The organism is Streptomyces sp. NPDC041124 (assembly GCF_055592385.1).
In genome coordinates, this window is the sequence record NZ_JBVIYR010000011.1 from 234,306 (window position 1) to 247,760 (window position 13,455).

At 74.1% G+C, this 13,455-nt stretch carries 8 protein-coding genes; 3 read left to right on the forward strand and 5 right to left on the reverse strand.

Features of this window, described 5'->3' with window-relative positions; translation table 11 throughout:
* Positions 1 to 10: 10 nt before the first annotated feature.
* Positions 11 to 1,582, forward strand: a complete 1,572-nt coding sequence (locus tag ACZ6A9_RS27765) for a sodium:solute symporter family protein (protein WP_468990547.1) — start codon at positions 11 to 13, stop codon at positions 1,580 to 1,582.
* A gap of 123 nt (positions 1,583 to 1,705) precedes the next feature.
* On the opposite strand, the gene ACZ6A9_RS27770 is transcribed toward ACZ6A9_RS27765, so the two are convergent.
* The 5 genes from ACZ6A9_RS27770 to ACZ6A9_RS27790 form a co-directional block, all read right to left on the reverse strand.
* Positions 1,706 to 2,836 carry an ADP-ribosylglycohydrolase family protein gene (locus tag ACZ6A9_RS27770; RefSeq protein WP_468990549.1) on the reverse strand — a complete coding sequence of 377 codons (1,131 nt, stop codon included), beginning with the start codon at positions 2,834 to 2,836 and terminating at the stop codon, positions 1,706 to 1,708.
* Positions 2,837 to 2,957: 121 nt separating this feature from the next.
* On the reverse strand, positions 2,958 to 5,408 hold the full coding sequence (locus ACZ6A9_RS27775; RefSeq protein WP_468990795.1) for a tetratricopeptide repeat protein: 2,451 nt from the start codon (positions 5,406 to 5,408) through the stop codon (positions 2,958 to 2,960).
* Positions 5,409 to 5,475: 67 nt separating this feature from the next.
* The gene (locus tag ACZ6A9_RS27780) at positions 5,476 to 6,042 is read right to left on the reverse strand and encodes a hypothetical protein (RefSeq protein ID WP_468990552.1); all 567 of its coding nucleotides are present in this window, start codon (positions 6,040 to 6,042) and stop codon (positions 5,476 to 5,478) included.
* A 142-nt stretch (positions 6,043 to 6,184) separates the two neighbouring features.
* The gene (locus ACZ6A9_RS27785) at positions 6,185 to 8,773 is read right to left on the reverse strand and encodes a bifunctional FO biosynthesis protein CofGH (RefSeq protein ID WP_468990555.1); all 2,589 of its coding nucleotides are present in this window, start codon (positions 8,771 to 8,773) and stop codon (positions 6,185 to 6,187) included.
* A 55-nt stretch (positions 8,774 to 8,828) separates the two neighbouring features.
* Positions 8,829 to 9,677 (reverse strand): LLM class F420-dependent oxidoreductase, encoded by an 849-nt coding sequence (locus ACZ6A9_RS27790; RefSeq protein ID WP_468990558.1) that lies wholly within the window; start codon positions 9,675 to 9,677, stop codon positions 8,829 to 8,831.
* A 269-nt stretch (positions 9,678 to 9,946) separates the two neighbouring features.
* Here ACZ6A9_RS27790 and ACZ6A9_RS27795 point away from each other — a divergent pair, with 269 nt between their 5' ends.
* Entirely contained in the window at positions 9,947 to 10,339 is a 393-nt protein-coding gene (locus ACZ6A9_RS27795; protein ID WP_468990561.1) for a nitroreductase/quinone reductase family protein, read from the forward strand.
* A gap of 126 nt (positions 10,340 to 10,465) precedes the next feature.
* Positions 10,466 to 13,423: an SARP-family global regulator AfsR gene (afsR, locus tag ACZ6A9_RS27800; RefSeq protein ID WP_468990564.1), complete on the forward strand. Its 2,958-nt coding sequence runs from the start codon at positions 10,466 to 10,468 to the stop codon at positions 13,421 to 13,423.
* Positions 13,424 to 13,455: the final 32 nt, after the last annotated feature.

Below are 13,455 nucleotides of genomic sequence, written 5' to 3' on the forward strand. Positions count from 1 at the left end.
AAGGGGGGACATGAACGGTCTCGACTGGGCGGTTCTCATCGGCTACTTCGCCGTGATGGTCGCCATCGGTGTCTGGTCGCACAAGCGGGTGGACAACGTCAGCGACTTCTTCACGGCCGGCGGCAAGATGCCCTGGTGGCTCTCCGGCATCTCCCACCACATGTCGGGCTACAGCGCGGTGATGTTCACCGGGTACGCCGGCATCGCCTACACCTACGGGGTGACGTCCTTCGTCACCTGGTCCTTCCCCATCGCCTTCGGCATCGCCATCGGCTCCAAGCTGTTCGCCCCGCGCATCAACCGGCTGCGCTCCCGGCTCCACGTCGCCTCGCCGCTGGAGTACCTGAAGAACCGCTACGACCTGAAGACCCAGCAGGCGCTCGCCTGGTCCGGCATGCTGCTGAAGATCGTGGACGTGGGCGCGAAATGGGCCGCGATCGCCACCCTGCTGTCGGTGTTCACCGGTGTCTCGCTCAACCAGGGCATCCTCATCACCGGTGTCGTCACGGCGGTCTACTGCACCATCGGCGGCCTGTGGGCGGACGCACTGACGGAACTCGGCCAGTTCATCATCCAGTTGCTGGCCGGCCTGACGATGTTCGTCGCGGTGGTGCTCGAACTCGGCGACCACGGCGGCTTCTTCGGCGCCTGGGACGAGCCCGAACTCCAGGGGCACGGCGAGCCGCTGGTCGGACCGTACGGCACGGTCTTCCTGCTGGCGTTCCTCTTCATCAAGCTGTTCGAGTACAACGGCGGCATGCTCAACCAGGCCCAGCGCTACATGGCCACCCCCACCCCCCGCGAGGCGGAGCGCTCGGCACGGCTGTCGGCGGTGCTGTGGCTGGTCTGGCCGGTGATCCTGTTCTTCCCGATGTGGATGTCGCCGCTGCTGGTGGAGTCGCAGAAGACGGACGGCTCGGACTCCTACGCCCTGATGACCGAACAGCTGCTGCCGCACGGGCTGCTGGGTCTGGTCATCGTCGGCTTCTTCTCCCACACGATGGCCATGTGCTCCTCGGACGCCAACGCCATCGCGGCGGTCTTCACCCGCGACGTGGCGCCGGTGCTGTCCGCGCGGGCGCGGGCGTGGGGCGAGCGGTCGGGCCTGATCGCGGCCCGCGTGACCACGGTGGTCTTCCTCGGCCTGTCCATGGCGGTCGCCACCCAGGTCGACTCGCCCACGTTCAAGGACATCATCACGGTCGTCATCAAGTGGGTGGCCGGCCTGATGGGCCCGATCGCCATCCCCATGATGCTGGGACTGCTGCGTCCGTTCCGCCGCTCCGGCCCCACGGCGGCGCTCATCAGCTGGGGGCTGGGCCTGCTCGCCTTCTGGCTGGTCAACTACCCGATCCACTGGGCCGTCGACGGCGGTGTGCCGCTGGAGTACCAGGTCTCCGTGCCGCTGGCGGTCTCGTTGATCCTGTACGTCCTGATCGGCTTCGCGAAGCCGGAGGACACGCCGGAGCGGGTGGCGATCATCGACCGGGTCAACACCGATGACGACGGTGGGGCGGGGGCGGCCGGGGCGGCGGTGCCGTCCCGGGGGGAGGAGCACGCCCCGGCTCCCGCCAGGGACTGAGGCGGGGGCCGGGGGGAGAGTCGGAGGTGGAGGGCTCTCGGGATCTCGCCCCCGCCGCCCCTTCCCGTCCCGTCCCCGGGGGCTGCGCCCCCAGACCCCCGTTCGCGCGGTTCCCCGCGCCCCTCAAGGGCACCTCTGGGCGCCCCGTGGGTAGCGGGTGAGCCAGGCCGGGCAGGAGCCGGCGGGGCCGTGGAGGGCGGGACCCTGGGTCATCTCCATGGCGAAGTCGTCGGCGAGTTCCAGCATCGTGGGGCGGCCCTCCAGCTCGGCCAGCCAGGCCGGGGGAAGGGCCGTCTCGCCGTGCAGCGCCCCGAGCAGGCCGCCGGTCAGCGCACCGGCGGCGGCGCTGGGCCCGTCGTGGTTGACGGCGAGACACAGACCGTGCCGCACGTCCTCCGCCACCAGCGCGCAGTACACGGCGGCGGCGAGCAGTCCGTCGGCGGTGGCGTTCCCGACCAGCTCCGTGACCCGCTCCGGGCCGGGCATCCCCTGCCGCACGGCGCCCAGCGCCTGCTGGAGCGCGTCGCTGACCGGCTGGTGTCCCGGCCGCGCGGCCAGCAGCGCGAGCGCGCGCTGCACGGCCGCGTCCAGGCTCTCCCCGCGGGCCAGCGCGTGCACGATGACGGCGTACCCGCCCGCCGCGAGGTGGCCGACCGGATGGCCGTGGGTCTGCGCCGCGCACTCCACGGCGAGCTGGGCGACGAGCTGCGGCTCCCAGCCGACGAGCAGCCCGAAGGGCGCGGACCGCGCGGCGGCCTCCGGGCCGGCCTCACCGGGGCTCTTGGGCGCCTCCAGCGTCCCCATGATCTCGTCACCGAGCCCGAGCAGCAGCGCCCGGGCGGGGTCCCGGCGGGCGTACAGCCACTCCTCCCGCGCCAGCCAGCCGTCGTCCCCCCGCCGCTCGTCCGGGCCCCAGTCCCGCTGGGTGGTGGCCCAGCGCAGGTACGCCCGGTGCAGGTCGGTCGGCGGATGCCAGGCGCCGGTGTCACGCCGCACCTGGGCGCGGATCAGCCCGTCGACGGAGAACAGGGTGAGCTGCGTGTGGTGGGTGACGGCACCGCGCCGCCCGTAGGCGGGGGCGAGGCCGGTGACGCCCTCCGCGCCGTGCGCCCGGCGGATCGCGTCGATCCCCAGGCCGCCGACCGGCGCGCCCAGCGCGTCCCCGACGGCCACCCCCAGCAGCGTCCCACGCACCCTGCTGCGGAAGTCCTGCTGCTCACGGCGCCCCCACACGGGCCCGGCAGTACCAGCCACCAAGACCTCCCGGGGACCGTCCGTACGTACGACGCCGAGCACTGTAATCGAACGCGGACGGCCGGTTCAGGGGGCGGGCGGGTATGCGACAGGTGCCCCGGTTGCTCGGATGGCGCCGGTATCAGCCGTCCCGGTGGCGTACGACCGTGTCCCGCTGGGTGCGCGCCCAGGCGTAGGAGGGGTCGATCTCCAGGGCGCGGTCGAGGTCGGCCAGGGCTTCCGCGGTGCGGCCGAGGCGGTGGCGGGCGACGCCCCGGCTCGCGTACGCCGACGCGTAGTCGGGATCGAGGGACAGGGCGAGGTCGTACGCGGCGAGGGCCTCCTCGTCCCGGCCCGCGGCGCGCAGGGCGTCGCCGCGTTCACAGTGGGCCCACGGGGAGTCGGGCTGCAGGGCGACGGCCCGGTCCAGGTCGGCGAGGCGGTCGGCGTGGGCGCCCAGCTCGCGAGACGCCCTGGCCCGGCGGAGCAGCGCCCAGAAGTAGTCGGGCCTCAGGCGCAGTGCGCGGGTCAGCGCCGTGTTCGCGGCGACCGGGTCGCCGAGGGCGAGGCGGGTGGCGCCGAGGGAGGCCCAGGCGTACGCGTGGGCCGGGTCGAGCCGGACCGCGCGCTCCAGCTCCGGCAGGGCCCGGGCGTGGGCCCCCATGGCCCGCAGGCACTCCCCCTTCTCCGCGACGATTCCCGCATCCTGCGGTGCCAGGGCCTCGGCACACGTCAGGTGGGCCACCGCGCCGCCGTAGTCCTGCTGTGCGGCCAGGGTGACGGCCCGGCCCCGGTGCACCCGCAGCCGCACCTGCGCCGGCAGCTCCGCCGGTGTCAGGTACCGTGCGTCCGCCCCGGCCGGACGGCCGACGGGCGCACTCCCCGGCCGGGCCCCGGCCGGTACGGGTCCTGCGAGGGTCCTGCCCGGGTCGGTCCCGGAGGCGCCCGCCGGTCTCCCGCCCGGGGGCCGCGCGGCGGCCCCCGAGAGCCTGCGGCGCCGCACGCCCCCCACCAGCCGGTCCAGGACGGCCCCGGTACCGCCCTGCCCGAGCGCCGCCGCCAGTTCCTGTCCCCACGCGGCCGCCTCGGCCAGTTCGGCGTCCCGTCCGGCGTCCTGGAGGGCCCGCACCCAGTGCCCGGCGACGGCCTCGCCCTGGTCGCACGCCTCGACGAGGTCCCGCAGCACCTCGGGCAGCGCCTGCCGGTCCCGGGTACACAGGAGGTGGTAGGACTCGGCCAGCCGCAGCTCCCGCCACTCCTCGTCGGCCCACAGCCGCCCGGCGTCCCGTCCGGCCTCCGTCTCCCCGCGCCACTGCCCGAAGAGCTCGGCCAGCCGGCGCTGGCGTTCCACCCAGCCGCGCGGTGAGCGCCCGCGCTGGAACCGCAGCATCGGGGCGCGCACGACGTCGTGGTAGCGCAGCCGGCCCCCGTGCTCGTCGACGAACGGCAGGCCGCTCACCCAGGCGTACAGCTCGTCGAGCTGTTCCCCTTCGCAGTCGGCCGCCACGCGGAACACGTCCGCGTCCAGCCGGCGCGGCAGCGCGCCCGCGAGCGCGGCGGCCCTGCGCACCGGGTGCGCCTCCCACTTCAGGAACCGTTCCACGGCGGTGGCGCTGGGGTCCGGAACCTCGTCGGGGCCGGTGGGGCCGGCGCCGGCGAGCATGGAGACGAGCACCGGCAGACCGCCGGTCAGCCGCAGCACCTCGGCGACGACCGGTTCCGCCGTGATGCCCCGGCCGGCGAGCAGCCCCCGCGACTCCGCCTCGGTGAACGGCCGGAGCGGCAGGGTGGTCATGAAGTCCGCGAAGCCGCCCCAGCGGGCCGTGACGGGGGGCCGCTGCCCGGCGGTGACGACGACGACCGTGGCGGGGAAGGCGCCGTGGCGTTCGCTGGTCATGACGTCGTGCAGCCACGCGTCGAGGAAGGGGCCGGTGCGCTCGTAGGTGTCGAAGAACAGCACGATCCACGGGACGTCGGTGGCGACGCCGTTCAGTTCGCCCGCCAGGACGGGGGTGAGGACGCTCTCCGGGGAGAGGACGAGCTGGACGTCCTCGTGGCTGCGGAAGCGAGCGCTCAGGCCGGCACGCAACCGGTCGGCGCCCTGGGCCAGGTGGGCCGGGTCGATGACGGCGGCGAAGGCACCGGCGCCGGGGATGAGTCCCAGGCCCGCCAGTCCGGCCCGGGCGACCGCCATGCTCCCGGCGGACGGCGCCCCGTCGGGCTCGGGCGCCAGCGCGGCGAGGGCTGCCGTCTCGGCCTCGTGGCGGCGTTCGCGGTGGGCGGCCAGGAGCCGCTCCAGTTCCTTGAACCGGTGCCCCTGCGCCGCGAACTGCCGGCACATCTCGGCCAGCGCCTCCGGGATGCCGTCCACGCCCGCGTCGACGTACGACGTGAGGGCGCCGCGCTCCCGGGCGATGTGCTCGAACTCCCTGAGCAGGCGGGTCTTTCCGACGCCCGCGTTGCCGTGCACGTGGAACAGGAAGCGGTGGCCCGTCTCCCCGGGCGCCGAGTCGAAGTTCGCCCGGAACAGTTCGCGTTCGGCGGCGCGGGCCACGAGCCCCGCGCGCCGGCGCTGTTGGACGATCTGCTGCATCGTCAGCCGTGCCTGCGCCACGCGGACGCCCCCTCCCCCGTGTCCCGGCGGACCCCGTCCCGTCCCGCTACTCGACGACCCGTACCGACGTGCCCGCCGTGCCGAAGGTCCACAGGGCCTTGCCGTCGTCCTTGCCCACGCGGATGCCGCCGGTCTTGGCGTCCGGGGCGGCGGGCGGGGGCGAGGAGCCGTCGACCGCGTTGGAGAACGCGACGGAGACGCCGGACTTGGCGGCGAAGTACATGATGTGCTCGACCTGCACGCCGTCGCTGCCGGTGGTGGCCTCCGTGCGGGTGCCGATCGTGTAGGAGCCCGGGTCCGGGGAGACCGTGCCCGGCCACACCGCGAAGGAGCGGCGGGCGGCGTCGCTGGCGTCGACCAGCCACACGCGCTTCTGGTCCAGGGAGTACACGATCCGGCGGCCCGTGCCCGAGTCGGCCGGGACGGCCGCCGGTTTCTCCTCCTCCGGTGCGGCGGAGGGCTTCGGGTCCGCCGTCGCCGAGGCGCTGGGCCGGCTCGCGGCGGCGGTGGGTTTCGGCCCCTGGTCCGCCTGGACGGCCAGGACCGCCACCGCGGCTATCGCGCCCGTGGTCAGGCCGGTCACCCAGGCCCACGAAGGAAGACGGGCAGACACCGGTACGTACTCCTCAGCTACGGGTCCCGAACGCGCGTCGGATCATCCTACTGCCCGCGCGGCCGGTGCCCGTCGCGGTCCGACGCCCGTCCCAGCCCGGCACCCGGCTCAGTCCAGCACCCGTCCCAGCCCGGCACCCGGCTCAGTCCAGCACCGGCAGCAGCTCCGGCAGGTGGCCGTCCGAGGCCTCCGCCGCGCGACGGCGCTCCTCGGGGACCTCGCCGTACAGGGTGGTGCGCGGCTTCGCCGGACGGCCCGCCGCCTCCGCGACCGCGATCAGGTCCTTGACCGACTTGTAGGAGCCGTAGGAGGAGCCCGCCATCCGCGAGATGGTCTCCTCCATGAGGGTGCCGCCGAGGTCGTTGGCCCCGGAGCGCAGCATCTCCGCCGCGCCCTCCGCGCCCAGTTTCACCCAGCTCGTCTGGATGTTCGGGATGTGCGGGTGCAGCAGCAGCCGCGCCATCGCCGTGACCGCGCGGTTGTCGCGGACCGTCGGGCCCGGGCGGGCGATGCCGGCCAGGTAGACCGGGGCGTTGGTGTGCACGAAGGGCAGCGTCACGAACTCCGTGAAGCCCCCGGTGCGCCGCTGGATGTCCGCCAGGGTGCGCAGGTGCCCGAGCCAGTGCCGGGGCTGGTCGACATGGCCGTACATCATCGTCGAGGAGGAGCGGATGCCCAGCTCGTGGGCCGTGGTCACCACCTCGATCCAGGTCGCCGCCGGCAGCTTGCCCTTGGTCAGGATCCAGCGGACCTCGTCGTCGAGGATCTCCGCCGCCGTGCCGGGGATCGTGTCCAGGCCGGCCTCCTTCGCCGCCGTCAGCCACTCGCGGATGGACAGGCCGGTGCGGCTCGCGCCGTTCACCACCTCCATCGGGGAGAAGGCGTGCACGTGCAGGCCGGGGACGCGTTCCTTCACCGCCTTCGCGATGTCGAAGTACGCGGTGCCGGGCAGGTCGGGGTGGATGCCGCCCTGCATGCAGACCTCCACCGCGCCGACGTCCCACGCCTGCTGTGCGCGGTCGGCGACCTGGTCCAGGGAGAGGGTGTACGCGTCGGCGTCCGTGCGGCGCTGGGCGAAGGCGCAGAAGCGGCAGCCGGTGTAGCAGACGTTGGTGAAGTTGATGTTGCGGGTGACGATGTAGGTGACCTCGTCGCCCACCACGGACTTGCGCACGTCGTCGGCCACGCGGCACAGGGCGTCCAGCGCCGGGCCGTCGGCGTGCAGCAGCGCGAGCGCCTCCGCGTCGGTGAGCCGCGTCGGGTCGTCGGCCGCCGTGCGCAGCGCCTCGCGGACGTCGGTGTCGATGCGCTCGGGGACCATTCCCGGGGCGGCGGCCTCGCGCAGCGCCTCCCAGTCGCCGTACACCTCGTCGAAGTCGTCGCGGCGGTCGGCGCTGCGGCCCTCGGTGTCGATGGTGCGGTGCAGGTCGGTGCGGCCCGTCGCGGTGAACGCCTCGTCCGGCTCCTGCCAGGGCAGCCCCGCGGGGAGCGCGTCCGGGCGCGCCAGTCCCGTCTCCGGGTCGGCGAGGGCGGCGACGTGCGGACGCAGCCGCGGGTCCAGCCAGGGTTCACCGCGCCGCACGAACTCCGGGTAGACGCAGAGCCGTTCGCGCAGTTCGAAGCCGGCCGCCCGGGACTTCTCGGCCAGGTCCTCGATCTGCGGCCAGGGGCGCTCGGGGTTGACGTGGTCGATGGTGAGCGGGGAGACGCCGCCCCAGTCGTCGATGCCGGCCGCGATCAGCCGCCCGTACTCGGAGTCGACCAGGTTCGGCGGGGCCTGGAGACAGGCGGAGGGGCCGAGGACGAGCCGGGCCACGGCGACGGTGGCGACCAGTTCGTCCAGTTCCGCGTCCGGCATGCCGCGCATCGCGGTGTCCGGCTTGGCGCGGAAGTTCTGGATGATCAGTTCCTGGATGCCGTGGTGCGCCCGGGACACCTTGCGCAGCGCGAACAGGGACTCCGCACGCTCCTCGTACGTCTCGCCGATGCCGATGAGGACGCCGGAGGTGAAGGGGACCGAGGAGCGGCCCGCGTCCTCCAGGACCCGCAGCCGCACGGCCGGCTCCTTGTCCGGGGAGCCGTGGTGGGGGCCGCCGGGCTCGGACCACAGGCGGGTCGCGGTGGTCTCCAGCATCATGCCCATGGACGGGGCGACCGGCTTCAGCCGCTGGAAGTCCGTCCAGCTCATGACGCCCGGGTTGAGGTGGGGCAGCAGCCCGGTCTCCTCCAGGATGCGGATGGAGACGGCCCGCACGTAGGCGATCGTGTCGTCGTACCCGTGCGCGTCGAGCCACTCGCGCGCCTCGGGCCAGCGGTCCTCGGGCTTGTCACCGAGGGTGATGAGGGCTTCCTTGCAGCCGGCGGCTGCCCCCTTGCGGGCGATGTCCAGCACCTCGTCCGGCGACATGAACATCCCGTGCCCGGCCCGGCGCAGCTTGCCGGGCACGGTGACGAACGTGCAGTAGTGGCACTTGTCCCGGCACAGCCGGGTCAGCGGCACGAAGACGCTCTTGGAGTACGTGATGACCCCGGGCCGTCCCGCCGCCTCCAGCCCCGCGTCGCGGACCCGGGCGGCCGACGCGGAGAGGTCCTCCAGGTGCGCACCGCGCGCCTGGAGCAGGACGGCGGCCTCGGTGACGTCCAGGGAGACGCCGTCCCGGGCGCGTCTGAGCGCACGGCGCAGGGAGTTCTCGGTCGGGCCGCCCGTTCCGGAGGTCACGGAAGTCGTCATCCTTTGAGCATACGTTCGGGGTGATCAGGACCCTTGCCCGTCCGCTTCCCCGCGCTCACCCGACGAACGGCTGGTAGGCGTCCAGCGCCCGCAGCACCTCCGCCTCGCCCGCCGCCGGAAGCTGCACCACGGTCTCCTCGACGCCCAGTTCGGCGAAGTGGGCCAGCTTGCCCGCGCTGGGCAGGACGGCGTACGGGACGACCTGAAGGGCGCCCGGGTCGCGGCCCGCGTCGGCCCAGGCGGTGCGCAGCCGGGGCAGTGCCTCCGTCAGACCGCGCCCGCCGATCGGCAGCCAGCCGTCGGCGTACTCGCAGATGTGCGCGAACAGCTTCGGCCCGGCCTCCCCGCCGACCAGCGTGCGCGGCCCCACCACCGGGCCGCGCGGCTTCTGCACCGGCTTGGGATGCGCGAAGCTCGCCCGCACGCTCCCGAACTCGCCCTCGTACGCCGTCGGTTCCTCGGACCACAGGGCCCGCATCAGGCCCATCCGGTCGCGCACCAGCTCCCGCCGGGTACGCCACTGCACGCCGTGGTCGGCGGCCTCCTCGACGTTCCAGCCGAAGCCGAGGCCCAGTGTGAAGCGGCCCCCGGAGAGGTGGTCCAGGGTCGCGACCTGCTTGGCGAGGTCGATCGGGTCGTGCTGCGCGGCGAGTGTGATGCCGGTGCCGAGGCCGAGCCCCTCGGTGACGGCAGCGGCCTGCCCGAGCGCGACGAACGGGTCCAGGGTGCGCCCGTACTCGCGGGGCAGCTCCCCGCCCGCCGGGTAGGGGCTGGTCCGCTCGGTGGGGATGTGCGTGTGCTCCGGCAGGTACAGCCCGGCGAACCCGCGCTGCTCCAGCTCACGGGCGAGCCGGACCGGGGTGATCGTCTCGTCGGTGAGGAAGATCGTGACGGCGATGCGCATGAGCGGCCTTTCGTACGCGGACGACCACCCATGCATACCCGGGCGGGCCCGGTCTGTCCATACCGACCGGTCGGCATCGAGCGTGGGTGTCGAGGGGCGCACCCTCCGGCCGGTGACCGGCCGGGCCGTGGTGGAGTGGCGGATCACCCCGTCGTACGCCGCCTGCGTCGGGCCGGGTTGCGGCACGGGACGGCCGCGGCCCCTCGCCGGAACCACGGCCGTCTGCACCGGCCCCATTTCCCCGGGCCGCCGGTAGGCTCGGGCGCACGATGACTTCTCGCGCCGAACGCAAGTACCGCGCCGCCACCGCGTTCCAGCGCCGGATCAATCCGGTGCTGCGCCGGCTGCCGCTGCAGACGGTTCTGGAGACCACGGGCCGGGCCTCCGGCCTGCCCCGCCGCACCCCGGTGGGCGGGCGCCGGACCGGCCGGTCCTTCTGGCTGGTCTCGGAGTTCGGCGAACGGTCGCAGTACGTCCGCAACATCACCGCGGACCCCCGGGTGCGGGTGCGCATCCGGGGCCGCTGGCACACCGGCACCGCCGTCCTGCTGCCCGACGACGACCCCGTGGCCCGGCTGCGCACCCTGCCCCGCCTCAACAGCGCCGCCGTACGGGCCTTCGGCGCGGGGCTGTTGACGGTACGGGTGGATCTGGACGACTGAGGACGCGTATGTGTGGGCCCCGTGGCGGCCCGCCGCTCCCCGTGTGACGGGCGTCTCGCACGGCTGACTCATCCGTCAGGAGAAGGCAAACTGGCGTAGTTGCTCAGGATGCATGAGGGGGACTGCATGGACGGTGTGCCGCGAGGACCGGAGCAGCGGCGCCCCGGCTCCTCGACGGAGCCCCAGGGGCTGCGCTTCGGCGTGCTCGGTCCGGTGCGCGCCTGGCGCGACGACGAACCGGTCGCCACCGGAAGCCCACAGCAACGCGCCCTGCTCGCCGCCCTGTTGCTGCGCGAGGGGCGGACGGCCACCGCGGCCGAGCTGATCGACGCGCTGTGGGGCGAGGAACCCCCCTCCCGGGCCCTCGCGGCGGTGCGCACCTACGCCTCCCGGCTGCGCAAGGTGCTGGACCCCGGCGTCCTGGTCAGCGAGTCCGGCGGTTACGCGGTACGCGGGCTCGGCGAGGGGGCGCTGGACCTCGCGGCGGCACAGGAACTGGCGACGGAGGCCGAGAAGGCGCGCAGCGGCGGCGACCTGCGGCACGCACGGACGGTACTCAACCGCGCCCTGTCCCTGTGGGACGGCGAGACGCTGGCCGGGGTCCCCGGACCGTACGCGCAGGCCCAGCGGATCCGCCTGGAGGAATGGCGGCTCCAACTCCTGGAGTCCCGGCTCGACATGGACCTGGAGCAGGGCCGCCACGCGGAGACGGTCTCGGAGCTCACGGCGCTCACCGCCGCACACCCCCTGCGCGAACGCCTGCGCGAGCTGCTCATGCTCGCCCTGTACCGCAGCGGCCGCCAGGCCGAGGCGCTCGCCGTGTACGCCGACACCCGCCGCCTCCTCGCCGACGAACTCGGCGTCGACCCCCGCCCCGGCCTCCAGGACCTCCAGCAGCGCATCCTCCGGGCCGACCCGGCCCTGGCGGAGCTGTCCGCCCCCGCGGCCGAGCCGGCGGCGGCCCCCCTCCGCCCTGCCCAACTCCCGGCGACCGTGCCGGACTTCACGGGCCGCGCGTCCTTCGTACGGGAGCTGAGCGAGGTACTGGCCTCGGCGTCGGGCCCCGAGGCGCAGGTGATGGCGGTGTCGGCGCTGGCGGGCATCGGCGGCGTCGGCAAGACGACGCTGGCGGTGCACGTGGCCCACACGGCGCGCTCCGCCTTCCCGGACGGCCAGCTGTACGTCGACCTCCAGGGCGCGGGAGCCCGGTCGGCGGAACCGGAGACGGTCCTGGGCTCCTTCCTGCGCGCCCTCGGCACGGCGGACTCGGCGATCCCGGACACCCTGGAGGAACGGGCGGCGCTGTACCGCTCGGTCCTGGACGGCCGCAAGGTCCTCATCCTGCTGGACAACGCGCGGGACGCCGCGCAGGTCAGACCGCTGCTGCCCGGGACGGCGGGCTGTGCGGCGCTGGTGACGTCGCGGGTGCGGATGGTGGACCTGGCCGGCGCACACCTGGTCGACCTGGACGTGATGTCGCCGGAGGAGGCGCTGGCGCTCTTCAGCAAGATCGTGGGCGAGGAGCGGGTCGCCTCCGAACGCGAGGCGGCCCTGGACGTGGTGGCCGCCTGCGGCTTCCTGCCGCTGGCGATCAGGATCGCGGCGTCCAGGCTGGCCTCGAGGCGCACCTGGACGGTCTCGGTCCTGGCGGCGAAGCTCGCCGACGAACGCCGCCGGCTGGACGAACTCCAGGCGGGCGACCTGGCGGTGAAGGCGACGTTCGAGCTGGGCTACGGCCAGCTCGAACCCGCCCAGGCCCGCGCGTTCCGCCTGCTGGGCCTGGCCGACGGCCCCGACATCTCCCTGGCGGCCGCGGCGGCCGTGCTCGACCTCCCGGTGGACGACACCGAGGACCTGCTGGAGTCCCTGGTCGACACGTCCCTGCTGGAGTCGGCCGCGCCCGGCCGCTACCGCTTCCACGACCTGGTGCGGCTCTACGCGCGTGCGTGCGCGGAACGGGACGAACAGCCGCCCAGCGAAAGGGAGGCGGCACTCTCGCGGGTACTCGACTTCTACCTCACGACGGCGGCGCAGGTCTTCGCGATCGAACGACCGGGCGACCGGCTCATCGATCACCTCGAACCGACCCAGTACGGCGGACTGCACTTCGGCGACCGGCAGGACGCCCTCGACTGGCTGTACTCGGAGGCCAACTCCCTGCTGTCCACCGCCCGGCAGGCCGTCCAGGGCGACAGCCTCCGCCGTGGCGTCGACCTGTTGTGGGCCGCCAAGGACCTGGGCGAGTCGGGGGCGAACTCGAAGCAGTACGCATCGGCCGCGATCGCCGCCAAGGAAGCCGCCCGATCGGCCGGAGACCGCCGCGCCGAGGGAAGGGCGCGTACGGCACTGATCAACGTGCACCTGGTCGCGGGCCGGTACGCCGAGGCGGAGGAGGAGGCGAGCCGGGCGGTCGAACTCGCCCGCACGGTGGAGGACTCCATCGCCCTCTACTGGGCCAGCAACGACCGGGGCATCATCGCGCTGATCCAGGGCCGCAACAGCGACGCCGAGGCGCATCTGCTGACGGCCATCGACGGATCGCGCAAGGACGGCAACGCCCCCCTGGAGGCGAGCGCCCTGTGCAACCTCTCCCGCGTCCGCCTGGCCATGGGGAACACGGCGCACGCCGTCGGACTCGCACTGGAGGGCATCCGCATCTACGACCGGCTGGGCCTGACGCTCCGGCTCGCCAACGCCCGGTACGCCCTGGGGCTGGCGTACACCTCCGCGGGGCGCGACTCAGAGGCGCTGACGGAACTGACCGAGGCGCTGCGGATCTTCCGGGCGAACCGGCAGCGGCTCTGGGAAGGGACCGCCCACTTCCGCATCGCGCAGGCCCACTTCGCCGCTCGGTCGCCCGCCAACGCCGCACAGCACGCCGAGCAGGCCCTCGCCGTGGGATGCATCGGCGGTGACCGCACACGGGCCAACGTCCTCACGACATTGGGCGAGTCCCTCGACGCGCTGGGCCAGGTCGACCGCGCACGCGCCTGCTGGCGCGAGGCCCTGTTCCTGTACGAGCAGACCGGGGCAGCGGAGGCGGAGGGCGTCCGGGCACGGCTGAGCCCGGCATCCGCGGCGTGAACGCCCACTCCCGCGGCGCGTTCATCGAACGT

Bases quoted from the DNA above. Each gene is read 5' to 3' on its own strand.
- ACZ6A9_RS27765 (WP_468990547.1), top strand. From the start codon at position 11: ATGAACGGTCTCGACTGGGCGGTTCTCATCGGCTACTTCGCCGTGATG.
- ACZ6A9_RS27775 (WP_468990795.1), bottom strand. From the start codon at position 5,408: ATGCAGCAGATCGTCCAACAGCGCCGGCGCGCGGGGCTCGTGGCCCGC.
- ACZ6A9_RS27785 (WP_468990555.1), bottom strand. From the start codon at position 8,773: ATGACGACTTCCGTGACCTCCGGAACGGGCGGCCCGACCGAGAACTCC.
- ACZ6A9_RS27790 (WP_468990558.1), bottom strand. From the start codon at position 9,677: ATGCGCATCGCCGTCACGATCTTCCTCACCGACGAGACGATCACCCCG.
- ACZ6A9_RS27795 (WP_468990561.1), top strand. From the start codon at position 9,947: ATGACTTCTCGCGCCGAACGCAAGTACCGCGCCGCCACCGCGTTCCAG.
- afsR (WP_468990564.1), top strand. From the start codon at position 10,466: ATGGACGGTGTGCCGCGAGGACCGGAGCAGCGGCGCCCCGGCTCCTCG.